General features: G+C 64.9%; 18 protein-coding genes. 7 read left to right on the forward strand and 11 right to left on the reverse strand.

From position 1 onward, the window contains the following. Positions 1-143 precede the first annotated feature (143 nt). Positions 144-3,206, forward strand: a complete 3,063-nt coding sequence (locus tag DSM43276_RS20955; RefSeq protein WP_136629141.1) for a (Fe-S)-binding protein — start codon at positions 144-146, stop codon at positions 3,204-3,206. A gap of 7 nt (positions 3,207-3,213) precedes the next feature. Then, the gene (locus tag DSM43276_RS20960; RefSeq protein ID WP_136629142.1) at positions 3,214-4,524 is read left to right on the forward strand and encodes a pyridoxal phosphate-dependent aminotransferase; all 1,311 of its coding nucleotides are present in this window, start codon (positions 3,214-3,216) and stop codon (positions 4,522-4,524) included. 17 nt (positions 4,525-4,541) lie between these two features. On the opposite strand, the gene DSM43276_RS20965 is transcribed toward DSM43276_RS20960, so the two are convergent. The 5 genes from DSM43276_RS20965 to DSM43276_RS20985 all read right to left on the reverse strand — a co-directional run bounded on the left by DSM43276_RS20965 (position 4,542) and on the right by DSM43276_RS20985 (position 9,814). Continuing rightward, a complete protein-coding gene (locus DSM43276_RS20965; RefSeq protein ID WP_078328259.1) occupies positions 4,542-5,885 on the reverse strand; it encodes a UDP-glucose dehydrogenase family protein in 1,344 nt (447 codons plus the stop codon). Positions 5,886-5,982: 97 nt separating this feature from the next. Then, the gene (locus DSM43276_RS20970; protein ID WP_136629143.1) at positions 5,983-7,719 is read right to left on the reverse strand and encodes a DUF7159 family protein; all 1,737 of its coding nucleotides are present in this window, start codon (positions 7,717-7,719) and stop codon (positions 5,983-5,985) included. 117 nt (positions 7,720-7,836) lie between these two features. After that, positions 7,837-8,406, reverse strand: coding sequence for a dCTP deaminase (gene dcd / locus DSM43276_RS20975; RefSeq protein ID WP_078326030.1), 570 nt, complete (start codon positions 8,404-8,406; stop codon positions 7,837-7,839). A gap of 51 nt (positions 8,407-8,457) precedes the next feature. After that, complete coding sequence (locus DSM43276_RS20980; protein ID WP_109555910.1) at positions 8,458-9,138, reverse strand: L,D-transpeptidase family protein; 681 nt, start codon at positions 9,136-9,138, stop codon at positions 8,458-8,460. A 43-nt stretch (positions 9,139-9,181) separates the two neighbouring features. After that, positions 9,182-9,814 carry a L,D-transpeptidase family protein gene (locus DSM43276_RS20985; protein WP_412458631.1) on the reverse strand — a complete coding sequence of 211 codons (633 nt, stop codon included), beginning with the start codon at positions 9,812-9,814 and terminating at the stop codon, positions 9,182-9,184. 98 nt (positions 9,815-9,912) lie between these two features. Here DSM43276_RS20985 and DSM43276_RS20990 point away from each other — a divergent pair, with 98 nt between their 5' ends. Next, entirely contained in the window at positions 9,913-10,812 is a 900-nt protein-coding gene (locus DSM43276_RS20990; RefSeq protein WP_078328262.1) for an alpha/beta fold hydrolase, read from the forward strand. On the opposite strand, the gene DSM43276_RS20995 is transcribed toward DSM43276_RS20990, so the two are convergent. Continuing rightward, on the reverse strand, positions 10,805-11,224 hold the full coding sequence (locus tag DSM43276_RS20995; RefSeq protein ID WP_078293142.1) for an MmpS family transport accessory protein: 420 nt from the start codon (positions 11,222-11,224) through the stop codon (positions 10,805-10,807). The two genes, DSM43276_RS20990 and DSM43276_RS20995, sit on opposite strands and share 8 nt — an antisense overlap. Before the next feature lie 77 nt (positions 11,225-11,301). Here DSM43276_RS20995 and DSM43276_RS21000 point away from each other — a divergent pair, with 77 nt between their 5' ends. From DSM43276_RS21000 to DSM43276_RS21010, 3 genes are all read left to right on the forward strand, one after another. Further along, the gene (locus DSM43276_RS21000) at positions 11,302-12,729 is read left to right on the forward strand and encodes a DoxX family protein (RefSeq protein WP_078328263.1); all 1,428 of its coding nucleotides are present in this window, start codon (positions 11,302-11,304) and stop codon (positions 12,727-12,729) included. Between the two features lie 17 nt (positions 12,730-12,746). Beyond that, the gene (locus tag DSM43276_RS21005) at positions 12,747-13,625 is read left to right on the forward strand and encodes a formylglycine-generating enzyme family protein (protein ID WP_078328264.1); all 879 of its coding nucleotides are present in this window, start codon (positions 12,747-12,749) and stop codon (positions 13,623-13,625) included. Between the two features lie 128 nt (positions 13,626-13,753). Next, on the forward strand, positions 13,754-14,557 hold the full coding sequence (locus tag DSM43276_RS21010; protein ID WP_078328265.1) for a transglutaminase-like domain-containing protein: 804 nt from the start codon (positions 13,754-13,756) through the stop codon (positions 14,555-14,557). Between the two features lie 31 nt (positions 14,558-14,588). On the opposite strand, the gene DSM43276_RS21015 is transcribed toward DSM43276_RS21010, so the two are convergent. Further along, entirely contained in the window at positions 14,589-14,801 is a 213-nt protein-coding gene (locus DSM43276_RS21015; RefSeq protein WP_078307379.1) for a CsbD family protein, read from the reverse strand. A gap of 347 nt (positions 14,802-15,148) precedes the next feature. Between DSM43276_RS21015 and DSM43276_RS21020 the strand changes: the two genes are divergently transcribed. Further along, positions 15,149-17,656 (forward strand): arylsulfatase, encoded by a 2,508-nt coding sequence (locus DSM43276_RS21020; RefSeq protein ID WP_078328266.1) that lies wholly within the window; start codon positions 15,149-15,151, stop codon positions 17,654-17,656. Here the strand turns inward: DSM43276_RS21020 and DSM43276_RS21025 are convergent. The 4 genes from DSM43276_RS21025 to DSM43276_RS21040 form a co-directional block, all read right to left on the reverse strand. Next, a complete protein-coding gene (locus tag DSM43276_RS21025; protein WP_078328267.1) occupies positions 17,653-17,925 on the reverse strand; it encodes a DUF2218 domain-containing protein in 273 nt (90 codons plus the stop codon). The two genes, DSM43276_RS21020 and DSM43276_RS21025, sit on opposite strands and share 4 nt — an antisense overlap. Before the next feature lie 32 nt (positions 17,926-17,957). Then, positions 17,958-20,567 (reverse strand): LuxR C-terminal-related transcriptional regulator, encoded by a 2,610-nt coding sequence (locus DSM43276_RS21030; protein ID WP_078328268.1) that lies wholly within the window; start codon positions 20,565-20,567, stop codon positions 17,958-17,960. A gap of 57 nt (positions 20,568-20,624) precedes the next feature. After that, positions 20,625-21,902 carry a S1C family serine protease gene (locus DSM43276_RS21035; protein ID WP_078328346.1) on the reverse strand — a complete coding sequence of 426 codons (1,278 nt, stop codon included), beginning with the start codon at positions 21,900-21,902 and terminating at the stop codon, positions 20,625-20,627. A gap of 636 nt (positions 21,903-22,538) precedes the next feature. Continuing rightward, on the reverse strand, positions 22,539-23,627 hold the full coding sequence (locus DSM43276_RS21040; RefSeq protein ID WP_109555913.1) for an MlaD family protein: 1,089 nt from the start codon (positions 23,625-23,627) through the stop codon (positions 22,539-22,541). Positions 23,628-23,930: the final 303 nt, after the last annotated feature.

Below are 23,930 nucleotides of genomic sequence, written 5' to 3' on the forward strand. Positions count from 1 at the left end.
ATTCGGCGGGTTAGGTAAGCCTGACTAGGACTTTCTACCCTGTCAATGCGACGATGACCGGGCATCGGACATAAGTTACCCGCGAGTAACATTAGACTTGTTACTGACGAGTAACTTCTCGGGACCGGGAGGTCAGCACCACCGTGAGCACCGCGACGATCATTCTCGGAATTATCGGCGTCACCTTCAGCCTGGTTGCCTGGGGCTCATTCTTCGGCGGCGTCCTGAAGATGATCCGTGTCGTCCTCTCGGGCCAGCCCGATCGCACCCGCTGGCGTCCCATCGTCCCGCGCGTCAAGACCGTCATCGTCGAGGTGGTCGCGCACACCCGGATGAACAAGTTCCGCACCGTCGGCTGGGCGCACTGGCTGGTGATGGTCGGCTTCCTGGGCGGCTTCCCGCTGTACTTCGAGTCTTACGGCCAGACCTTCAACCCCGAGTTCCACTGGCCGATCATCGGCGACACATTCCTGTGGCACCTGTGGGACGAGATCCTCGGTATCGGCACCGTCATCGGCATCGTGACGCTGATCATCATCCGGCAGCTCAACCACCCTCGGAAGCCCGAGCGGCTATCGCGCTTCGGTGGTTCCAATTTCGTCGCCGCGTACACCATCGAAATGATCGTGCTGGTCGAGGGCCTGGGCATGGTGCTGGTGAAGTCCGGGAAGCTTTCCACCTTCGGTGGCGGCCACGCCGCGTCCGACTTCTTCACCATGAACGTCGCGCAGCTGTTGCCGGCGAGCCCGATCATGGTCTCGGTCTTCGCGTTCATCAAGATGGTGTCCGGCGGCATGTTCCTGATGCTGGTCGGCCGCAAGCTGGTCTGGGGTGTCGCATGGCACCGCTTCGCGGCCTTCTTCAACATCTACTTCAAGCGCAATGCCGACGGCAGCGTCGCGCTCGGCGCTGCCAAGCCGATGATGTCCGGCGGCAAGGTGCTGGAAATGGAGAGCGCCGACCCCGATGTCGACGCCTTCGGAGCCGGCAAGGTCGAGGACTTCAGCTGGAAGGACCTGCTGGACATCACGACGTGTACCGAGTGCGGTCGCTGCCAGAGCCAGTGCCCCGCCTGGAACACCGGCAAGCCGCTGTCACCCAAGCTGCTGATCACCTCGCTGCGCGACCACACCTACGCCAAGGCGCCGTACCTGCTCGCCGGTGAGGACAAGTCCAAGCTGAGTGAGGCCGAGATCGCCGAGGGCGAGCGTCAGCTGGTCGGCGGCGAGGGTGCCGTGATCGATCACGAGGTGCTGTGGAGCTGCACCACCTGCGGCGCGTGCGTCGAGCAGTGCCCCGTGGATATCGAGCACGTGGACCACATCATCGACATGCGCCGCTACCAGGTGCTCATCGAATCCGAATTCCCCGGCGAGCTCGCGGGCCTGTTCAAGAACCTGGAGAACAAGGGCAATCCGTGGGGCCAGAATTCCAAGGACCGCCTCAACTGGATTGACGAGGTCGACTTCGACATCCCGGTCTTCGGTCAGGACGTCGATAGCTTCGCCGACTTCGAGTACTTGTTCTGGGTGGGCTGCGCGGGTGCCTACGAGGACCGCGCGAAGAAGACCACCAAGGCCGTCGCCGAGCTGCTCGCGCTCGCCGGAACCAAGTTCCTGGTGCTCGGCGCGGACGAGACGTGTACGGGTGACTCCGCCCGGCGCGCCGGAAACGAGTTCCTGTTCCAGCAGCTGGCCATGCAGAACATCGAGCTGCTCAATTCGGTGTTCGATGGCGTGGAGCAGAAGCAGCGCAAGATCGTGGTGACCTGCGCGCACTGCTTCAACGCGCTCGGCAATGAGTACCCGCAGGTCGGTGGCGACTACCAGGTGGTGCACCACACGCAGCTGTTGAACCGGCTGGTGCGCGACAAGAAGCTGGTGCCCGTCGCACCGGTCTCACAAGATGTCACCTACCACGACCCGTGCTACCTGGGTCGCCACAACAAGGTGTACACGGCCCCGCGTGAGCTGATCGGCGCCTCGGGCGCCGCGCTGACTGAAATGCCAAGGCACGGAGAGCGTTCCATGTGCTGTGGGGCCGGCGGCGCCCGCATGTGGATGGAAGAGCAGCTGGGCAAGCGCATCAACATGGATCGCGTCGACGAGGCCCTGGCCACGCCCGCATCCAAGATCGCGACCGGCTGCCCGTTCTGCCGCGTGATGCTGACCGACGGCGTGACCGCCCGCGAAGATTCCGCGGCCGTGGAGGTCGTCGACGTCGCGCAGCTGCTGCTCGAATCCGTGGGCCGCACCGATGAGATCCGAAAGGCTTTGCCCGCCAAGGGAACTGCAGCTGCCGCGGCAGCCGAGAGGGCCGCCACCAAGGCCGCGGAGCCAGAAGCTGTTGTCGCCGAAGAAGAAGCGCCGGCGGCCGAAGCCGTTCAGGCCTCCGCACCCACGGCCGACGCCAAGCCCATCACGGGGCTGGGCATGGCGGGTGGTGCCAAGCGCCCGGGCGCCAAGAAGGCCACCGCCCCGGCCGCCGAAGCCACTACCGAAGCACCGGCCGCAGCAGCCGCTCCCGTCAAGGGACTCGGCATGGCAGGCGGAGCCAAGCGCCCAGGCGCCAAGAAAGCCACCCCGGCCCCCGCTGCCGAGGCCGCTACCGAAACATCGGCTGCACCCGCCGCTCCCGCTGCGGCCGTACCACCCGTCAAGGGACTCGGCGTGGCAGGCGGAGCCAAGCGCCCAGGCGCCAAGAAGGCCACCGCCCCGGCCCCCGCCGCCGAAGCCGCTGCTCCCGCAGCAGCCGAGCCTGCGAAACCAGCGGCCGCAGCTGCCACCCCCGTACCGCCCGTCAAGGGTTTGGGCATGGCCACCGGCGCGAAGCGTCCCGGCGCCAAGAAGGCGGCCCCTGCGGCGGCGGCCCCTGCGGCGGCGGCTCCTGTGGCACCGGCTGCCGAGCCGACGTCCGAACCTGAGGCGGCGACACCGTCAGCACCCGCGGCAGCAGCGGCCCCTGCCACGCCGGAGCCTCCGGTGAAGGGCCTCGGCATTGCCACGGGTGCGCGACGTCCTGGAGCCAAGAAGGCGGCTCCTGGCGCGGCCACCCCGGCGCCGGAGCCCGAGCAGCCCGCATCCACCCCCGAACCCGCCGCTGCGGCCCCGAAGGAAGAGGCCCCCGAGGCCAACACCGCCCCGGAGCCGCCGGTGAAGGGCCTGGGTATGGCCCCGGGAGCACGCCGTCCAGGCCGCCGAAATTAGATATTGGCTGGACAGCAATGCCACCATTGAGACCGTGAGTACCGATAACTTGCCGACTGACGTGCCCCCGCGCGTGCCCGGCCCGTCGCCGCGGCAGCATCAGCGGGTGTTTGCGCAGTCCACCAAGCTGCAAGACGTCCTGTACGAAATCAGGGGTCCGGTACACGCTCACGCCGCCCGGCTGGAGGCCGAGGGGCACCGCATCCTCAAGCTCAATATCGGCAACCCGGCGCCATTCGGGTTCGAGGCGCCCGATGTCATCATGCGCGACATCATCCAGGCGCTCCCTTACGCGCAGGGGTACTCCGATTCCAAGGGCATCCTGCCCGCGCGGCGCGCGGTGGTGACCCGCTACGAACTGGTCGAGGGGTTCCCGTACCTGGACGTGGACGACGTCTATCTGGGCAACGGGGTATCCGAGCTCATCACCATGACCACCCAGGCACTGCTCGACAACGGCGACCAGGTGCTCATCCCGGCCCCCGACTACCCGCTCTGGACGGCCGCCACCTCGTTGGCCGGCGGCACCGCGGTGCATTACCTGTGCGACGAGACCAACGGCTGGATGCCGGATATCGAGGATCTGGAATCCAAGATCACCGAGCGCACCAAGGCCCTGGTCATCATCAACCCGAACAACCCCACCGGCGCCGTGTACACCCGCGAAATCCTCACCAAGATGGTGGAACTGGCGCGCAAGCATCAGCTGCTGCTGCTGGCCGACGAGATCTACGACAAGATCCTCTACGACGATGCCGAGCACATCAGCGTCGCATCACTGGCCCCGGATCTGCTGTGCTTCACCTTCAATGGCCTGTCCAAGGCATACCGGGTGGCGGGCTACCGATCGGCGTGGCTGGCCATCACGGGGCCCAAGGATCACGCCGCCAGCCTGCTGGAGGGCGTCAACCTGCTGGCCAATATGCGCCTGTGTCCGAATGTGCCCGCCCAACACGCGATTCAGGTTGCACTCGGCGGGCATCAAAGCATCGATGACCTGGTGCTGCCGGGCGGTCGCCTGCTGGAGCAACGCGATGTGGCCTGGACCAAGCTCAACGAGATTCCCGGCGTCTCCTGCGTCAAGCCGAAGGGCGCGCTCTACGCGTTCCCGCGCCTGGACCCCGAGGTGCACGAGATCCACGATGACGACCAGCTCGTCCTGGACCTGCTACTCAACGAGAAGATCCTGCTGACACAGGGCACGGGCTTCAATTGGCCTGAGCCCGATCATCTTCGGATCGTCACGCTGCCATGGGCCCGCGACCTGGCGGTTGCCATTGAGCGGCTGGGCAACTTCCTGGCGAGCTACCGCCAGTAACGTTCCCTGCGCGCAGGTCAGGAAGCCTGCGGCAACTCTTCCACACGCTTGCCCAGGCAGAACACGCGCCATCCGGCGTTGACCCATTTGGCGGCATCCAGGCAATTGCGACCGTCCACAATGACTTTGGTGCGCACCACCTTGGCGAGCTCAGCGGGGTCGTAGTCGACGAACTCCTGCCATTCGGTCAGCAGCAGCACCGCATCGGCACGGTCGGCGGCCTCCAGCACCGAAGTGGCGTAGTTCAGCGTCGGGAACAGCCGGCGCGAATTGTCCAGAGCCTTGGGGTCGTACACATTGACTGCCGCGCCGTTGAGCTGCAGCAGACCGGCGACATTGAGTGCCGGCGAGTCGCGTACATCATCGGACTCCGGCTTGAACGCCGCACCCAGCACCGCGATGTTGGCGCCGAGCAGCGATCCACCGCAGGCCTTCGTGGCGAGCTCCACCATCCGGGTGCGGCGGCGCATGTTGATGCTGTCGACCTCGCGCAGGAAGGTCAGGGCATGGCTGGCGCCCAGCTCGCCCGCGCGGGCCATGAAGGCCCGGATGTCCTTGGGCAGGCATCCTCCGCCGAAACCCAAGCCCGCGTTGAGGAATCGCCGGCCGATACGCGGGTCGTATCCGAGCGCGTCCGCCAATGTGGTCACATCGGCGCCCACGGCCTCGCACACCTCGGAGATGGCATTGATGAAGGAGATCTTGGTCGCCAGGAAGGCATTGGCCGAAACCTTGACCAACTCGGCGGTTTCCAGATCGGTGACCAGGAAGGGAACCTCCTCGTCGAGGATCGGCCTGTACAGTTCGCGGACCAGCTTCTCGGCACGGTCCGAATTCTGCTGCACACCCAGCACGATGCGGTCCGGGTGCAGGGTGTCCTTGACGGCGAAGCCTTCGCGCAGGAACTCGGGGTTCCAAGCCACCTCGACATCAACCCCCTCGGCCGCGAATCCTGCTGCCCGCTGGCCCAGTTCGCGTGCGGTACCCACCGGAACGGTCGACTTGCCGATGATGACCGCCGTCCGTGAAAGCAGCGGCACGAGGGTATCGATCACCGCGTGGACGTAGCACAGGTCCGCGCCGTACTCACCCTTCTTCTGCGGCGTACCGACGCCCAGAAAGTGCACATCGGCGAATTCGGCCGCCTCGGCATAGCTCGTGGTGAAGCGCAGCCGGCCGGCTGCGATGTTGCTCTGCAAGATCTTTCGCAGGCCGGGCTCATAGAACGGGATGTCGCCGCCCGAGAGCTTGGCGACCTTGCCTGGGTCAATGTCGACCCCGAGCACCTCGTGGCCAAGCTCGGCCATGCAGGCCGCATGGGTGGCGCCGAGGTATCCGGTTCCGAAAACGGTGCATCTCATACTGCCTATATAGGCCTCCAGGGTTAGCAACCTGGATACGCCGCACCATCGGTGTCCTAACGCCGGATGTACGGCGAAAAGCACTGTGAATTACGGATTAATGCCCGCCAAACGGCCAGGGGAATCCCGAGTTCGACCCGCCGCCGGATCCGCTCGATCCACCGCCATGAGAGCCGCTGTTGCCACCCCACCCACCACGGGAACCGCCACTGTCGCCCCAACCACCGCGAGAGCCACCGTCCGAGCCACCACGCGAGCTTCCGCTGTCGCCCCAGCCACCGCGAGAGCCACCGTCCGAGCCACCACGCGAATTTCCGTCGTCGCCCCAGCCACCGCGAGAGCCACCGTCCGAGCCACCACGCGAATTTCCGTCGTCGCCCCAACCACCGCGACCCGAACCGCCACGCGATCCGCTGTGGGAACCGCTGTCGGAGTCGCCACCCCCGATCGGCGGCAGGCCCGGAATCGAGATAATCGGCGGCTGCTGAGTCTGGACCGGAGGCGTGTACGTCGGACGGTTGCGGTCCGGCCACCACGGATTCTCCTGGCGCCGCGGCTGCTCCCACACCGGCGGGAACAACGGAATCGGCACCGGCACGATGGCGGGCGGCGGCGCGACGGGCGCGGGCTCCTCCGGAGCGGGCGCGGCGGGCGGCGGAGGTGCCTCCGGTGCGGGTGCCTGCGGCGCGGGCTGAACAGGTGCGGGGGCCGCGGGCTTGGCGGCCGCCGGCGCGGGGTTGTGCTGCGGCGCCGGAGCCACCACCACCTGCTGCACCGGAGCGGGTGCGGCAGGCGCGGGCGCCTCCACCACGGGTGCCGCTGGGGGTTGCTTGGGGGCCTCGGGCGGCAGGGCGTTCTGCACCGGGTTCTGCACGACGGCGCGGTCCGGTGAGGACGGCCCCTGGTCCACCGTGGAGCGCACCGTCACTGTCAGCGAGACGGCAAGCGCTATCGAACAGATGCCGAATACCAACAGCAGCGGCGCACCCACCAGGAGGAACGGTTTGCGTTCGGCGGGTTGGTCATCAAAGTCCTCGTACTCGCGCAGGTCGGTCTGCGCTTCCCCCGCCTCGCTGGCACCCTCGGTGACCGCTCCGGGATGCGCGAAGCCCGTTCCGGTGGGCCCTTCGAGCGAGTAGGCCTGCCCCAGCAGCGCGGTGCTGGCCTCGAAATCCGGTTCCTGCGCCGACGCCAGCGCGGCACCACGGGCCAGCGCCAGCTCGGGCTGCTCCGGGGAATTCACCGGTAGCGAGATCGCCTCGCCCAGCGGATCGGTGAGATCGGAGACATCGGTACCCAGGCCCAGCAAGAACACCCCGTCGGGTGCGTTCTCGTGACCCTTGAGCGGATTCACCAGGCTTGCCAACACCCCGGGGGTAACTCCGGTGATGAGCGGCTCACTGGCCAGACCGACGATCGAGCCGTCGGCGGAGTCCACCACCGCGAGCGTCGCGTTCTCCGGCTCGATGACCAGCAGTGCCGATTTGTCGTACCCGGTGACATTGCTGGCCGCCTTGGCCAGCGCACCGCCGGCATGCAGTGCGGAGAAGAATCCGACACCGTCGATCCCGCGGCTGGCCAGGGAGTCGCGTAGCTCGGCGGCATCGGCGTGATCGCTCCACACCACGCCGGTGGACACCAGATGATGGCCGCCGTCGAGCATGCCGTCCCGGGTGCCCACGATGGCGGAAAGCACTTGTTCGGAGGCGGAGCCTTCGCCGTCGGACACGATGATGGTGTCGGTGTCAACGATCCTGCCGTCCGCACCCGCGCCCTCGACCAGTACCAGCCGGGCAGTCGTCGGTGTCATAGAGACACCAAGTACGACGTCCACGTCAGATCCTCCGCTACATATCGACAGGGTCACCCGAACAAACGCGCCAAGGCCGTCAAATAGTTCGAGTTGTTGCCGATTGTGTATCGGTACGGCGCGTTTCCCCGTTACCCCCGGTTAGGGGTCGATGAAGTTCTGGTAGGAGCGCGACGGGGTCGGACCGCGCTGCCCCTGGTACTTCGACCCTACCCCGGCACTTCCGTACGGGTGCTCGGCCGGAGACGTCAGGCGCAGCAGGCACAGCTGCCCGATCTTCATGCCCGGCCACAGCGTGATGGGCAGGTTCGCGACGTTCGAAAGCTCCAGGGTGATGTGTCCGGAGAAACCGGGATCGATGAATCCGGCGGTGGAGTGGGTCAACAGCCCCAAGCGCCCCAACGAGGACTTTCCTTCCAGCCGTCCGGCGAGGTCGTCGGGCAGCGAGCAGATCTCCAGCGTGGACCCGAGCACGAATTCACCGGGATGCAGCACAAACGGCTCACCCTTGTCCGGCTCAACCAGACTGGTCAGCTCGTCCTGGCGTTGCTTGGGGTCGATATGTGTGTAGCGGGTGTTGTTGAACACCCGGAACAGGCTGTCGAGCCGAACATCGATGCTGGACGGTTGGATGAGGGCGGGATCAAGGGGCTCGATGCCGAGGCGCCCGGCCTCGAGCTCGGCGCGAATATCGCGATCGGACAGCAGCACGCGAGCAGCCTACCGATGAGCCGCCCGCACGAAGAGGCTCGGTGGGCGCACCTACCCCTTGATGGCGATGACAGCCCCGGGCCGCAGCCAGCCGATGAGTCGCACGAGCGCGGCATCGTCCAGCGTCACGCATCCGGCCGAGGGGCCGCCGTCGGAGGCATGCACGAAGAACGCCGACCCGGCGCCGGGTGTGTGCGATGCATTGACGCCCATGACGATCGCGCGCGAGTAGCCATCGAGCTCTTCGCTGAGCGACGTGTCAAAGGCACACGCGGATTGAGCGCAACGCTGGTGCGTGTTGTAACCCGGGCTGGCGGGATCGCCGTCCCACCAGTCGTCGGCGTCCACCTGCAGATAGTTCAGGTCGTGCGCCACCGACGGTTCAGTGCCAAAGGCGTAGTCCAGGCTGAAGACGCCGGTGGGGGTCGCCGGATTGTCGTCGCTGGCGGTGTCCGCGAACCCGGCCGAGCCGACGTCGGAGGGAAGGTTCTGTTCGAGAGGTTCCCAGGTATCACCCGTCCGCTGCCAGGTACCGATGATGGCCTTGGTGCCGCCGGTTCCCTGGACCGACACCACTTGCGTTGCGGTACCGACAGATTCGGCAAACCACGGTGGTGGCGTGGCCTGCGCTGCGGCGGCGGGAACCACCGCGACCGGGTGCACCCCGGGACCGGTGCCGCACGCACCCGCCAGAAGCACAACACTCAGCGGCAGCAGACGGATCGGGGACACTCATCCATGGTGATGGCTCAACCTGGAAAACGCCTGTCAGTAACTAACCTTTAACGGCAATGACCGCACCCGGCCGCAGCCAGCCGATCAACTGCACGAGCATCCCGTCGTCCAGGGATACGCAGCCCGCGGTCGGTCCGCCGTCGGTGGAGTGCACGAAGAAGGCCGAACCGCCGCCGGGGACTCTGTCCTTGTTCACACCCATGACGATGGCGTGCTTGTACTGCGGGATCGGGAGGTTCTCGCTCTGCGAGGTGTTGAACGGGCACTCGGCCTTGGCGCACTGCTGATGCGTGTTGTAGGTCGGGCTGTTGCTATCCCCGTCCCACCAGTCGTTCGGTCCGACCTGGACGTACCGCAGCCCGCTCGGGGGCGGCGGCGCAGTACCAAAGGCCCAGTCCAGCGAGTAGACGCCATTGGGGGTGGCCGACGCCCCTTCGCGTGCCTTGTCGATGAATCCGGCCGAGCCCACATGCGCTGGGATTCCCGTGGACACAGCCTTCCATTCGTTGCCGCTGCGCTGGAACACGTCGATCTTGGCCTTGGAGCCGCCGGCGCCGTTGACCGCGACCACCTGCGTCGCGTTGCCGACGGACTGGGCGAACCAGGGCACGAAGGGTTCCGCCGCAGCAGATGTTGAGGTAGCCAGGGCGAGTACGGCCGCACACAGCAGCATCACAGGACGGAACACGACACCATCCTCGCCGATGTTGTTCTCGAATCCTTCAAGGTTGGGACACAGTTGCGCCACGGACCGATCGGTATAGTTCGGCCATGGACGCAGAGCTCGAAGAATGGAAAGCCGCCGGGCATTACTTCGATTACCTGGGTTTCGACATCTTCTACCGCATCGAGGGCAGCGGGCCTCCCCTGCTGCTCATTCACGGGTATCCCTTCAATTCCTGGGATTGGGCGCTGATCTGGCCCGAGTTGGCGCAGCGGTTCACCGTCATCGCACCGGACATGATCGGCATGGGATTTTCCGACAAACCCGTTCAGTACGGGTACTCGGTTCTCGATCACGCCGATATGCACGAGGCACTGCTGTCCTATCTGGGGATAGAGCGGGTGCACCTGCTCACCCATGATCTGGGCAACTCCGTCGGCCAGGAGTTGTTGGCGCGCTTCGAATTCGAGGAACAATCGCGCGGCCGGGTACCCATTGACTCGGTCACCTGGCTCAATGGGGGGCTCTTCATCGAGGCCTACCGTCCCCGCATCGCGCAGACCTTGATGTCGCGAACACCGTTGGGCGACTTGGTCAGCCGATTCCAGGGCACACCGCTGTCGCGCCGGATCCTGGATGCCGCCGTCAGTGAGATGTTCGGCCCCGACACCAAACCGTCGGCGCGGCTGCTGTCTTTGTTCCAGCAGGTGTTGGAGTACAACGACGGCGCGCGCGTCACCCATCAGGTGGGCCGATTCATCAACGACCGGTACGACAACCGGAGCCGATGGGTGCGGGCCATGCGCGAAACCGCCGTGCCGATGCGGATGATCGACGGACCGATCGACCCGAACTCCGGATTGCACATGGCCGAGCGCTATCTCGAGGTCATCCACGACCCCGACGTGGTGCTACTCGACGACAACATCGGCCATTGGCCGCAGATCGAGGCGCCCGAAGCGGTGCTCACGCACTTCCTCGCGCACATCGATCGGGTGACTACTTAGGCGGCGCCGGCGGGGCCATATCCAGGAACGACGAGAAGGTCGCGTAGTTACAGTCGGCCTCTCCGGTGCCGGTCGTGCTCTGGCAGACCACCTTGTCGTTCAGGTAGATGCGCACCGTCACGGCCGCGTCCGGGGTCGCGGTGGAACGCCAGTCGGCCTTGAGCTCCGCGTGGTTGGGAATCTTGGCGCCACGGGACAGATCGCCGACGGTCGCATCGACCTTCCAGGGCAGGGTCACGCCGTCGGCGGGCTGCATCTCGGTGCCGTCCCAGTACTGGACGTTGGCCGTGGTGGCGGTGGACGAGATGACCTCGTAGGTCACCGTCTTGTCATCCGCGTGTGCCGCCGCGGGGAAGCTAAGCGCGCAGGCTGAGGCCACGGCTGACGCGGCAAGTAGTCGACGGACAGTCATGGAACACCTCGAGATGTCAGTTAGGTTTACAGATCGTTAGGCACGCTACAGGGATTTTCTGGGCGTCTGCTGAGGCCGTGATCGAGAGCACTTCTGCCCGATTACTTGAGCAAACCCCGATAGGTCCGGACTATGGGGTGATGAGCATCGTGGGGGATGCCGACCTGGAAGACACGGTCGGCGAGAACGACAAAGGGCCGGCGTGGGGGCAGGCGACACTGGTCGCTTTTCGATTCGGGACCTGCTATTTCGGCGCATTCGGGCTGGTCGTGGCCGTCGGTCTCATCCCGGTCATCCTCAAGGGCATCGGCATCGACGGCCCGTGGTCGGTGATTCGCGGATTGTTCCACGCGGCCCGAGCCCCTATCGCATGGATCGGCGAACATCTCCTGGGTCTGAGCGTGCAGAGCACCCAGGTGGGTAGCGATAGCGCGTTCCAATGGACGGCGCTGTTCTGCATCGCCTTCTTGGCTGCTGTCGCGACAGCGATGTGGACCGTGCTCGATCGGGGACGCCAACGCTACGACCGCCTGCAGGCCTGGGTGTGGACCGTCCTGCGGCTCGTATTGGCCACCGCGATGTTCTATTTCGGGATGGCGAAGGTGATCCCGACGCAGATGCCCTTCGTGCTCAACCGGCTCGTGGAGCCGTACGGAAACTTCAGTCCGGCCGGTGTGCTGTGGGCACAGGTGGGCATTTCGCAGCCGTACCAAATCTTGCTCGGCCTGGCCGAGGTGTTCGGCGGCCTGCTCCTGCTGCTGCCCCGCACCACCGCGGCGGGGGCCCTGGTGTGCGTGGTCGACCTCACGCAGGTCTTCCTGCTCAACATGACCTACGATATCCGCCTCAAGACGGTGTCCTCCCAGCTGCTGCTGTTGAGCCTGTTCCTGCTGGCGCCCTATGCGCGACGGCTGTTGACGGCGTTCTTCACCGATCGTGCGGTTCCCGCGGCCACGATGCCGCAGTTGTTCGCCCGCCCCCGAGCCAACCGGATCGCGCTGGCGACCCAGCTGGCGGTGGGCCTTGCGCTGCTGGCGGCTTTCGGTGGACAGGGGTGGCAGCAGTTCACCAGACCCACCCCCAACCTGTACGGCATCTGGCAGGTGGAGACGTTCTCTTCCGAGGGATATCCGCGCGATCCCCTGATTACGGACAAAATCCGTTGGCGCAGAGTGATATTCGACAGACCATTCCACGTGTCTGCGCCAGTAATGGTAACGGTGCAGCGCATGGACGATTCGTTCGAGGTCTTCGGCGGCACCATCGATCCGCGCAAGCACTTCATCGACCTCACCCATCAGATCGAGCTGGGCACGTACAAGGAGACCCCGGTGCGGATCCGGCTCACCTATTGGTGGCCCGGACAGCCGAATCAGATGATCGTCGACGGTGACGATTACGCCGGCCACACGGTCCATCTGCGCGTCACCAGGATGGACCCCGCCTCGTTCCCGCTTGTCGAGCGCGGTTTCAACTGGGTGCAGGAAGCGCCCTACAACCGCTGATCTGATAGAACGGGTGGATGGCACTGACCGAGCTAGTGGAGCTACCGGGTGGGCCATTTTCCATGGGCTGCAACAATTTCTACCCCGAGGAACGGCCCGTACGCGCCGCGAGGGTCGATGCCTTCGCCATCGAACGGCACCCTGTCACCAACGCTCAGTTCGCGGAGTTTGTCACCCAGACCGGGTATGTGACCGTCGCCGAACGTGCCCCCGATCCGGCCCTCTACCCGGGCGCCTCGCCCGAGGATCTGGTCCCCGGGGCCATGGTGTTCCGGGCAACCAGCGGCCCGGTGAACTTGCATGACTGGCAGCAATGGTGGGACTGGGTTCCAGGTGCCTGCTGGCAACGGCCCACCGGACCGGACAGCGATATCGATAGCGCCGCAGATCATCCCGTCGTCCAGGTGGCGTACACCGATGCGGCGGCCTATGCCCGCTGGGCGGGCAGGCGGCTGCCCACCGAGACCGAGTGGGAGTACGCGGTGCGCGGTGGCGGCGATACGACCTACGCCTGGGGCGACGAGGTGTCCCCCGCAGGACAACTGATGGCCAACACCTGGCAAGGCAGGTTCCCGTATCGCAACGACGGTGCGCTGGGCTGGTGCGGTACGTCTCCCGTCGGCACGTTCCCGCCGAACGAGTTCGGCCTTCTCGACATGATCGGCAATGTCTGGGAATGGACCTCGACGCGATTCGAACCCGGCGCGCACACCCCCACGTCATGCTGCAGCCCTTCCGATAACCCCGACACGTCGGTGATCCAGGCACTCAAGGGCGGCTCACATTTGTGTGCACCCGAGTACTGCCACCGCTATCGTCCTGCGGCGCGCTCGCCACAGTCACAGGACAGTGCGACGACCCATATTGGATTCCGCTGCGTGGAGAGCCGGGCATAACACATACGCTGTAGTGGCACCCACACCGCAGGGCGCCACTAGCAGCAAGCGGGCCGATGGTTCCGATGTCAGACTGATCCGGTCTGACGGCAACGCACATCATCGTATTGACTTGTGGGAGGAACGGTATGAAACGTGATGTTGGAGCCCAACTCGACGTCGACATCTTGGCGCCATCAACATTGGAGTTCCAGATCGCTGTGTCGCCGCTACCCGGCGCCCAGGTGACGGAAAGCTTGTCACTGGAGCTGAACGGACAGCAGGTGCAGGCCCAGGAGGTAGCGGGCGAGCACGGCAACCGTATTCACCGGCTCTACGTCGGGCAGGGAAACCTCAAAGTCTCTTACACGGCAACCATTCTCGGACAAGCCGACGAAGTGCCCGTCGAGGCCGCGGACCTGTCGACGTACTTGCGCCCGAGCCGCTACGCCGAGGCCGACAAGTTCTACGGTTTCGCGGCAACCGAATTCGGTGATCACACCGACCCCACGGTGCTGTTGGAGAAGGTCTCATCCTGGGTCGGCTCCCGTTTGACGTATTCACCGGGATCGAGCGATCCCATCGATGGCGCCGTCGACACCCTCCTGGCGGCGGCAGGGGTCTGCCGCGACTACGCACACCTCGTGGTGGCGCTGCTTCGAGCCGTCAAGGTACCGGCCCGGCTTGTCGCCGTATATGCGCCGGGTTGCGACCCCATGGACTTTCACGCTGTTGCCGAGGCAGTCGTCGACAACCGTTGGCAGGTGGTGGACGCGACCTGTCTGGCGCCGCGACAAACGATGGTTCGCATCACCACCGGTCGCGACGCCGCAGACACGGCGTTCCTCGACAACCACGGTGGGCAGATCGTATTGAACCAATCGTTCGTCACCGCCGTGGTCGACGGTGACCTACCCGAGGATCACGTCGATCAGCTGGTCTCCCTGCGATGACACCCGAAGAGAGACCAGCTGAGACAGAGGGCTAGGAGTTCCCGGTCAATTTGTCCTTGACCGCGTCCACGCCTTCCTTGAGCTTGTCCGCGGCATCGGTCAGCTTCTGCTTGACCGATGCGATGCCCTGATCGACCTGGCCTTCGGCCTTCAGATCCTCATCGCCAGTGGCAGCCCCAACGGCTTCCTTGGCGCGGCCCTTGAGATCCTCGGCCGTGTTCTTTGCGTCGTCAGCAATTCCCATGTGTTTCAAACCTTTCTGTATTCCACTCGAGACAGGCGCGAGCCGAAGGTTCATCACATCGATTCCCGGCAGTTATCGTCAACGCCACTTCCGACACTACGCACGAAATCTCCCCAGTGCGGCGAGTTCAGTTCACGGGCTTCCTGAAGAATCACCCGAAAAGGGTGATGCTCACCCTCGCGCTGCTGACTAGCGTCGATATGAGCATGTCTCTTCACATCGTCGCGCCGTTCTTCGTGATCACCTTCCGTTTCCGGATCTTGGCGAGACACAATGAATCACGTTGATGAATAGCGCCGCGGTGACGCCACCGCTGACCCAGATTCTTCGCTCCGAGAGGACTACCCATGGAACCCACCAACGGGGACACCGCCCAACCCACCGATAACGGCACAAGCGGACGCTTCTCGCGGCGTTCGATTCTGGGTGGAATCGCGGCCGCCGGTGTCGGCGCCGCCGCGGCAACCGCCGTAATCAAGGGGTTCGAGGACACCGATCACACGACAAGTGCCGGTACGCCGGGCACCGGGCCAACCAACGAGGACTTCCACGGGAAGATCGCCCTCGACGTTCGCGATTCCACACCCGACTGGACCCCTTACGAGCTGAAGCGCGCGCCCGAGGGGGCGCCCAACGTGCTGGTGGTGCTCTACGACGACACCGGACTGGCGGCCTGGTCGCCGTTCGGCGGGCGCATCAACATGCCGGTCATGCAGCGCCTCGCCGACAACGGGCTGCGGTACTCCCAATGGCACACCACGGCACTGTGCTCGCCGACGCGGTCGTGCCTGTTGACCGGACGCAATCACCACGTGAACCGCTCTGCTTCGATTACCGAGGCCTCCAACGGATTTCCCGGTGCCGCGGGCCGTCTGCCCGCGGAGTGCGCCACCATCGGTCAGGTGCTGCAGGACAACGGATACAGCACGTTCTGGGTGGGCAAGAACCACAATGTGCCCGTCGAAGACATCGCCGGCGGCGGCAGCCGATCCGAATGGCCACTACAGAAGGGCTTCGACCGCTATTACGGGTTCCTGGGCGGGGAAACCAACAACTGGTACCCCGACCTGGTCGAGGACAACCGGTTCATCGAGCCACCGTCCACTCCCGAGGACGGCTATCACCTGTCGAAAGACCTTGCCGACCAAGCACTTCGGATGCTGCGCGACCAGCGGGCCACCAACCCTTCCAAGCCCTGGTACCTGTGGTACTGCCCCGGTGCCAACCACGCACCGCATCACAGCCCCGCCGAGTACACCGAGAAGTACAAGGGCAAGTTTGACGACGGCTACGAGGCGTATCGCGATTGGGCGCTGGCCCGCATGGTCGAGAAGGGCGTCATCCCGAAGGACACCAAACTCACCCCGCTGACCCCCATGCCCGCGGACGTCGCCAACGAGGCGGACTCGGTGCGGCCGTGGAACACCTTGAATGCCGATGAGAAGCGTCTCTTCTCGCGGATGGCCGAGGTGTACGCCGGGTTCTCCGAATACACCGATGCCCAGGTCGGAAGGGTCATCGACTACCTCGAGCAGAGCGGTCAGTTGGACAACACCATCGTCTTCTACTGCGCCGACAACGGCGCCTCCGGTGAAGGCTCCCCGAACGGCTCGGTGAACGAGAACAAGTTCTTCAACGGTTATCCCGACGAGCTGTCGGAGAACATGAAGTATCTGGACACGCTGGGCAGCCCCGACACCTACAACCACTACCCCACCGGATGGGCGGTGGCCTTCTCCACCCCGTTCCAGATGTTCAAGCGCTACTCACAGTTCTCCGGCGGAACCTGCGATCCCCTCGTGATCCACTGGCCCAAGGGCATCAAGGACAAGGGCCAAGTGCGCCACCAGTATCACCACGTCACCGACATCGTGCCCACCATCCTCGATGTCACGGGTCTGAAGATGCCCGAGACCTACCGCGGCGTCACGCAGTACCCGGTGAACGGGGTGTCTATGCGGTACAGCTTCGAGAAGGCAGATGCCCCCACCACCAAGAAGCGGCAGTATTACGCGATGCTGGGCACCCGCGGAATATGGGAGGACGGCTGGAAGGCGGCGGCCCTGCACGCACCGATCAGCGGCAAGGGTCATTTCGACCAGGACAAGTGGGAGCTGTACCACGTCGATGAAGACCGTTCCGAGTCAACGAATCTGGCCGACAAGTACCCCGACAAGCTCAAGGGGCTGATCGCCGCGTGGGCCGAGGAAGCCGACAAGAACTTCGTGCTGCCCCTCGACGACCGGTCAGCCACCGAGCTGCTGACGATCGAGCGGCCCTCAACCGAGCCGAAGCGCAGCCGCTACATCTACTACCCTGATACGGCACCCGTTCCCGAAGCCGTGGCGGTCAGTATCCGTGGCCGGTCCTACAAGATCATCGCCGACGTCGAAACCACCAAGGATTCACAGGGCGTGATCTTCGCGCATGGCTCACGCTTCGGAGGGCACTCCCTGTTCATCAAGGACGGCCGGCTCCACTACGTCTACAACTTCCTCGGCATCAAGCCTGAGCAGGTGTTCGTCTCACCGCCGCTGACCCCCGGCAAGCGCACACTCGGTATGGAGTTCGTCCGCCATGACAAGGGAAAATACGGCGAATCCTTGGGAACAACAACGCTATACCTTGACGGGAAGGCGGTGGCGAACGGCCCCATGCGGACGCAGCTGGGCAACTTCACCCTTGCCGGCGACGGTCTGTGCATCGGTTACGACAGCGGCGACAACGTCTCGCGGCTCTACAAGCACCCCGGGACGTTCACCGGGGGCACCATCAAGGGTGTCGCGGTCGACGTCAGCGAGGAGACCTTCGTCGATCTGGAGCAAGAGGCACGCGCAGCATTCGCGCGGGACTAGTCGCTCGCCCAGGTGAGCGTGAGCTCGTCGCGGATGCCGAACCGCTCCAGGTGACGTTTCACGACGTCACCGAATTCCGCGGAGCTCGCCTCGACATGCAGTTCACCGTCCTGTGGGCGCAGCACGGTGATCGCATCGGGCGCCAGCTCGATCTGTATCGCACCGCCGTCGAGCTCGGTCACCGTGCTCTTGGCCGCCCAGTGCTGCGCGAGTTGTTTCGCGTAGCGCTCGGGACGGTCGGTGACGATCACGCCGTGAACAGTGGCCATCTCACGATTCTTCCAGGTTCTGCGCGAGGGTGTCAGTGCGGCGCAATACCGATGGCCTCGCGGCGGTTCGATGCCTGGAGTTTCCGGTAAATAGAACGCTGATGCGTCTTGAGGGTGTTGACCGACACCGAGAGCTTCGCAGCGATCTCCGCCGTGGTCATGGGAGTCCGCAGGTACGCCAACACTTCTCGCTCCCGCGAGGTGAGTGCCACCGCAGGGTTCTCCGATGCGCCCGTCTCGCACGCCAGCAGGCACTCGGCGAGAAAATCCGGATATGCCGTGCGGGAGCTGTGCGCCCCCAGTAGCTCGCGGCACGGCTGGTCCGCGTTGTCCAGGAACGGGTAGCGCACGGATTCGGGGGCGGCCAGTGCCAACGATTCCTCCAGGAGCTGGTGGGCCTGGGTGCTGTCGGCACGCTCCCACGCCAGCAGTGCACCGATCAGCAGGGCATAGGCGCGCGTGTATGGAGCCACTGACTCGCCACGCGCGTTGTCGACCAAAGCCTGTGCCAACTCGGGGTTCCCGAGTCGCCGACATATACCGGCGACGATCGCAGAGGCCATGGGCAGCGGTGTCACACCAACGAGCCTCGCCGCCAACTCGAATGCCTCCCCGGCGTGCCCGCGCATCTCGGCGATCCTCGCGAGTGCGGCTGTGCGGAAACTGCCCAACGGGACGGCCCTGTTGTCTCCCTCACCGATACGCATGGCAACCGCCTCCAGGTGCGGCATGGCGGCATCGCGCCCCTGGTTACGCAGCGCCGCAGCACTGAACACCAACATCATGCGACCGATGTCCGGATAGCCCTCCCCCACCGCCGCATCCACCACGGTGAAATCCTCGACTGACCCGGCCAGCTCGCCCTGCCAAAACTGTATGAACCCCTTGGTGAAACAGGCTATTCCACCACCCTCGTGGGAAAGCCACGGAACCTCTGCCATGCTCAGCGACCGCTGGGCGCGGCCGAACTGTCCGGCATGGACATGGGCGAAGGCCAGGCTCTCGGTGGCCCTGTCCGCGACCGCTGTCAGGGCCAGCGCGCGGCATTCCTGTGCGGCCGATTCCAGCAGCCGCATCGAGTGACCGACATCGCGTCGGAGCCGGGTTTCAGCCCAGCCCAACAGGAACAGCGCACACGCATACACCCGATCGGGCACAAGCGCCCGATCGGTGAGGGCCTCGGAGACCGCGTCCACGGCGCCCGCCATGGTGCTGTGGTCATCGGAGATCAGAATGCGGCTCAGGTCCGCGACTAGGCGCACACGCCGAGATTCGGCGTTGTTATGTGTCAGGGTCTGAGCGCGTTCGAAATGCAGTTGTGCCCCAAGGCGGTCGCCCGCGACCTCTCGGCAGCATGAACGCACCATCGCCACATCGGCGCTCTCCCCGAATGCCTCGGCCACCTGGATACACGCGCCCTCCAGTGCCACAGATCTGGCCTCCAGCAGCAGCTCGAGCCAGTGATCGGTGATGGTCTCCGCGGCCAGCTGCGCGTCCTCCCCGCGGACGGCATGCTCGACGGCATCCAAGGGGTAGCGGTCCCGCAGTTCGCGTGCGGCTAGCAGATTCAAGGCGCTCCACCGCGCGGGATCCGATTGCCTCAGCACTTCGCCGCAGCCCTGCGCGAACATCGAATGCCATTGGTAGACAGCATCTTCGCCAGATCCAAAGCGTTCGATGAACAGGCTCGATGACGCACATTCGGCGAGGAGCGCGGCAGCATCGGCACGCCCGGCGAGCACACCTGCCAGGCGTTGGTCCACCCGCGTACATACCGTCACCGCAAGCACGAACTCGGCTAGCTCCGGGCGCAGCCGTCCGAGAACAGCGGCACGGATGTACTCGGTGAGATCGAGATCATCTAAGGCACTGAGTGTTTGGCCGTCCAACAAGGCCAGTCGCACGGCCGCGGGCCAGCCTCCGGTGCTTTGCACGATCTGTTCGGCATCCCCGGCCGAGAGGTTCTGGCGTCCATGGCCGGCGGCCGTGAGCACATCCGCAGCGGTGAAAGCCAATTCGCCCGCCGCGATGACTGCCACCTGGCCATGTACCCGCAACCGGGTGAGCAGCGTCTCCGGCGCCTCCGTGGTGATCAGAACCAGTCGCAGCCAGGGCGGGCCGTGCTCAACGAACTCGACGAACTCCGCGGACTGCGTGACGGCAATGGCCTTCTGGAAATCGTCGAGCACGATGGTGACCGGGCCCGACATGTCGATCGTGGACAGGGCGGTGAACATCAGTCCCGGAGACGGCAGCTCGAAGGCGGTGGCCAGAGCCCGCCGGACTTGGGTATCGGCGCCGTCGCCCACCGCGTGGCGCAGCGCGGTCATGATGCCGCGAACCAATTCCGGGAAGTCTGCCGCCTGCTCTGTCACCGTCAGCCATCCGACCGAACCCGGCCGCCGCAGCCGGCGGCCCGCAGCCCATTGCCCCACGGCGACGGTCTTGCCGAAACCCGATGGTGCGAGCACCACGACGGCCCGCGACTGCTGAACATGCACGTCGAGAGCACTATGGACGCCCGTACGGGCGATCATCTCGGGGCTCGCCGCTGGCGGTGTGGCCAGGAACCACGGTGCCGGGCTCCACGCCGTCGAACCGGTCGGCTTGCCGCCTGCGGTCAGATCGTCGCGGTCAGCCATCCACTCATTCTCGCCGGAACCGGCTCACGCGAGTTGGCCGGTTCCGGTACGGCGCTGTCACGTCTGCGACTGCCCCAGGGTGACCTGGACCGTGCGCGAGGTTCCCGACGGGTCGTCGTAGGTGAGCGCCATGGTGTCCCCAGGAGCCTTGGAGCGGACCGCGGCCACCAGGGCCTCGGGACCGTCGATCACCTGGTCGTCGACCTTGGTAATCACCGAACCCTTAGGCAGACCGGCGGTTGCCGCCGCGCTGCCACGCACCACACCTGCCACGAGCGCGCCGCGTGCGTCCTGGTCGGAGCCGAGTTGGACACCCAGCGAGGCTTGCCGGACCGTTCCGGTGGCCACCAGTTCATCCGCGATGCGCTTGGCTTGATCCACCGGGATGGCGAAGCCCAGGCCGATCGACCCGGCCTGTCCGCCGCCCTGCGAGTCCTGGCCCCCACCCAGCGACGCTATCGCCGAGTTCACACCGATGAGGGCACCGTTCATATCGACAAGCGCACCACCGGAGTTGCCCGGATTGATCGCCGCATCCGTCTGGATGGCACTCATCACCGAATGCTGGCCACTCTGCTCATCGCCGGTAGCGACCGGGCGACGTAGTGCGCTGATGATGCCGGTGGTCACCGTCCCCTGCAGGCCCAAGGGCGAGCCGATGGCGACAACGTTCTGCCCCACCTTCAGGTCTTTCGACGAACCAATGGTGATCGGGGTCAGGTCGGAAACGCCTTGAGCACGCACCACCGCGATGTCATCGGCGGGATCGGCGCCGACCACGGTGAACGGCACCGTACGGCCGTCCGCCAGGGTCACCGTTGCCTTGACACCGTCACCGGTCCGGGCCGAGGGCCGAGTGGTACGCCCGTCGGAGCCGTCCAGTTCTGAGCCGTCACGCCCGTCCCGGTAACCGCCGGGAAGCTGTTCGCCGGGGAGGATGCCGGGCGGAAGGTTGGAGAGCGGCCCGCGGGGCGCGGGAGCCGAGGGCGCAAGATCGCCGCTGCCCGACATGGCCGCGGCCACCACGTGGTTATTGGTCAGGATCAATCCATCAGAGCTCAGGACTACGCCGGACCCTTCCTCACCCTGTTGTCCGCTTTGGATCTTTAGTTGCACCACACTGGGCAACACCTTGGCCGATACCTCTTCGACCGAGTTACCCGCGGGCGTGCTGCCAGGTTTTCCCAGTATCGAACCCGTTGGCAGCGAAGGCTTTCCGGCGACTCCTGGGCTCGACACCTGCGCTACGGGGGCGGGGTGCCCGGAGCGGTTCACCACGACCACCGCCGTGGTGGCGCTGGCGGCGATGGCCACCACAACGGCGCCGCACGTCAGCCCCATGGCGCGAAGACGTTTCCGGCGCACAGGGTTCGGAGCCAGTTCGGCACGGTCCGGGAATGTCTCGCCATACGCGTAGCGCGTCCTGGTGTCGGTGGATGCACCATGCACCTGCCGATAGCCGTGCTGGCCCAGCGGGAATTCGTTTCCGTACGGCGGATGCCCAGGCTGGTAGTTCATCGATCGTTCCTTCTTCCTCAAGATGCAGTCAGGGCACTGTCCGCCTCTGGTACGCACTGTCACAGTGCCTGCATCCACTGAGGCCAGGCTGAGAATTTCCTCTCTGCAGCCCAAGACTTTTCTGGGGGTAGCGGCCCGCGTGTGAAGTCAGGGTTGGTGAACACATCGGGCGGTAGACAGAAGAGGTCGTCGTTCTTGGCCTGATCGAAGTACAGACCGATTTCCGTTGCGCCCTAGTGCAACCATGGCCAACCGCCTTTGATGCCCTGTTCCTCGAAGCCGTATGTACGGACGGCCCAGGCAAGCAAGCCACCAGATCACTAGCCCGAGTACGCGGACGTCATTCCGCGCGATCAGCGGAATATATGCGGGGAACCAGGCCCAGCCGAGGCCGAATTACATTGCGATGCAGATAGATTCGACCAACTGCTGCTACTTGCTGGCCAGAAGTGGTCACCGGCCTGGTCGTGACGGACTATCGGCGGGCGCCGGAGGATTCGGGCCTTGCCCCACGACGCGTTCCTGCAGGCGGTACAGGGTGTATTTGAAGCTACCGACAAAGTAGCCCCAGTCTGCCTGCTTGGGTCCGTGGTAATCGTCGGAGCCCTTGTTGCCCGCATCGTCGATATTGCCCAGCGCGAGCTTGGCAATGTTGACGTCATGTGCCTGCGCGCTGCCTGCGTTCGCCTTGATGAGCATCGGTATCAGCCGGTTAAGTGCGACCAGGCTGGTGTCGGGGCTCACCGCGATGTCATTGAAGCCGCGGGCGATCGAGTTGAGGTCGGCGACGGTGCTGCGACCGTCGGTGCCCTGAATCGATGGGAGCTTCGCAAGTTGGTCGCTGATCTGCCCGCTCGTGTTGGCCAGGTCGCTGATCTGGTTGGCATCGATGGCCCGCACGCCCGGAGCCGATGCCTCCAGCAGATTATTGATCGTCTTCTCTCGTGACGAAATCGAGGCAGCCAGTTGCGATGTCTTGTCCAAGGAGTTTTGAATCTGTACCGAACGCCTATTGAGGGTGTCCAGCAGCTGATTCGATTGCCCCACGATGTTTCCCAGGGTTTGACCATTGTCGGCCGAAGCCTTGCCGAGCCCGTTGACCAGGTGGGTCAGGTTACGCACCACGCCGCCGTTGACCAATACCGCTGCCGAACTCAGCACACCTTCTACGGTGGCAGCCGACGACGTGGTTTGTAGGTCGAGAGCGTCGCCGTCCTTGAGGAGTTCCGTAGCCGGATGATTGGGCGGTTCGAGAGCCACGAATACATCGCCCAACGGGGTCGCACTGCGCAGCTGGGCGGTTGAGCCAACGGGCAGTCGCACGCCCCTGAGTATCCGCAGCTTGACGACGGCCACATAGTCGATTGCGTCGATGGATTCGACCTCGCCGATATCGGCACCGTTGAGGCGCACCTTCGCCCTGTTTGGGAGGTTCAGGGCATTGGCGAACTTGCCGGTCAACGCATATGCGTCGGAACCGATGCCTGGCGCCGGCAGGTTAAGACTCTCCAGCGTCGGCGGATCGCAGGCCGACACCGTCATTGCCAACAGGGCTGCTGCGGTGGCCTGAATGACTGTGCGGACACGAAGAGACGCCTCTGGCGCTATTGAGCGAAGCGGTGCACATCGGCGAGAATTTACCTGGGAATGAGCGTCCCATGTCATCGCGCAACGGTATCAAGAGAGTTTGCAGGAATCGCATCGTGAAGCTAACGAGACCAGTGATCTCCACTACATAACGCTATATAAGTTGAGCGATCTCACAGTGCCGTCCGGGTCGAACGGGTTCACGTGATCGCCTGCCAGCATTTGCTGTGGCGCCACGGCGCCCACCGAGGTCAGTTG

The organism is Mycobacteroides salmoniphilum, assembly GCF_004924335.1.
In the GTDB taxonomy this organism is placed as follows: Bacteria; Actinomycetota; Actinomycetes; order Mycobacteriales; family Mycobacteriaceae; genus Mycobacterium; species Mycobacterium salmoniphilum.

What these genes read in the sequence shown, in the direction of transcription:
- DSM43276_RS21025 (WP_078328267.1), bottom strand. Translation starts at nt 17,925, where the DNA reads ATGGCCACTGTTCACGGCGTGATCGTCACCGACCGTCCCGAGCGCTAC.
- DSM43276_RS21015 (WP_078307379.1), bottom strand. Translation starts at nt 14,801, where the DNA reads ATGGGAATTGCTGACGACGCAAAGAACACGGCCGAGGATCTCAAGGGC.
- DSM43276_RS20990 (WP_078328262.1), top strand. Translation starts at nt 9,913, where the DNA reads ATGGACGCAGAGCTCGAAGAATGGAAAGCCGCCGGGCATTACTTCGAT.
- DSM43276_RS20985 (WP_412458631.1), bottom strand. Translation starts at nt 9,814, where the DNA reads ATGCTGCTGTGTGCGGCCGTACTCGCCCTGGCTACCTCAACATCTGCT.
- DSM43276_RS20995 (WP_078293142.1), bottom strand. Translation starts at nt 11,224, where the DNA reads ATGACTGTCCGTCGACTACTTGCCGCGTCAGCCGTGGCCTCAGCCTGC.
- DSM43276_RS20965 (WP_078328259.1), bottom strand. Translation starts at nt 5,885, where the DNA reads ATGAGATGCACCGTTTTCGGAACCGGATACCTCGGCGCCACCCATGCG.
- DSM43276_RS21020 (WP_078328266.1), top strand. Translation starts at nt 15,149, where the DNA reads ATGGAACCCACCAACGGGGACACCGCCCAACCCACCGATAACGGCACA.
- DSM43276_RS21030 (WP_078328268.1), bottom strand. Translation starts at nt 20,567, where the DNA reads ATGGCTGACCGCGACGATCTGACCGCAGGCGGCAAGCCGACCGGTTCG.
- DSM43276_RS21005 (WP_078328264.1), top strand. Translation starts at nt 12,747, where the DNA reads ATGGCACTGACCGAGCTAGTGGAGCTACCGGGTGGGCCATTTTCCATG.
- DSM43276_RS21010 (WP_078328265.1), top strand. Translation starts at nt 13,754, where the DNA reads ATGAAACGTGATGTTGGAGCCCAACTCGACGTCGACATCTTGGCGCCA.
- DSM43276_RS21040 (WP_109555913.1), bottom strand. Translation starts at nt 23,627, where the DNA reads ATGACGGTGTCGGCCTGCGATCCGCCGACGCTGGAGAGTCTTAACCTG.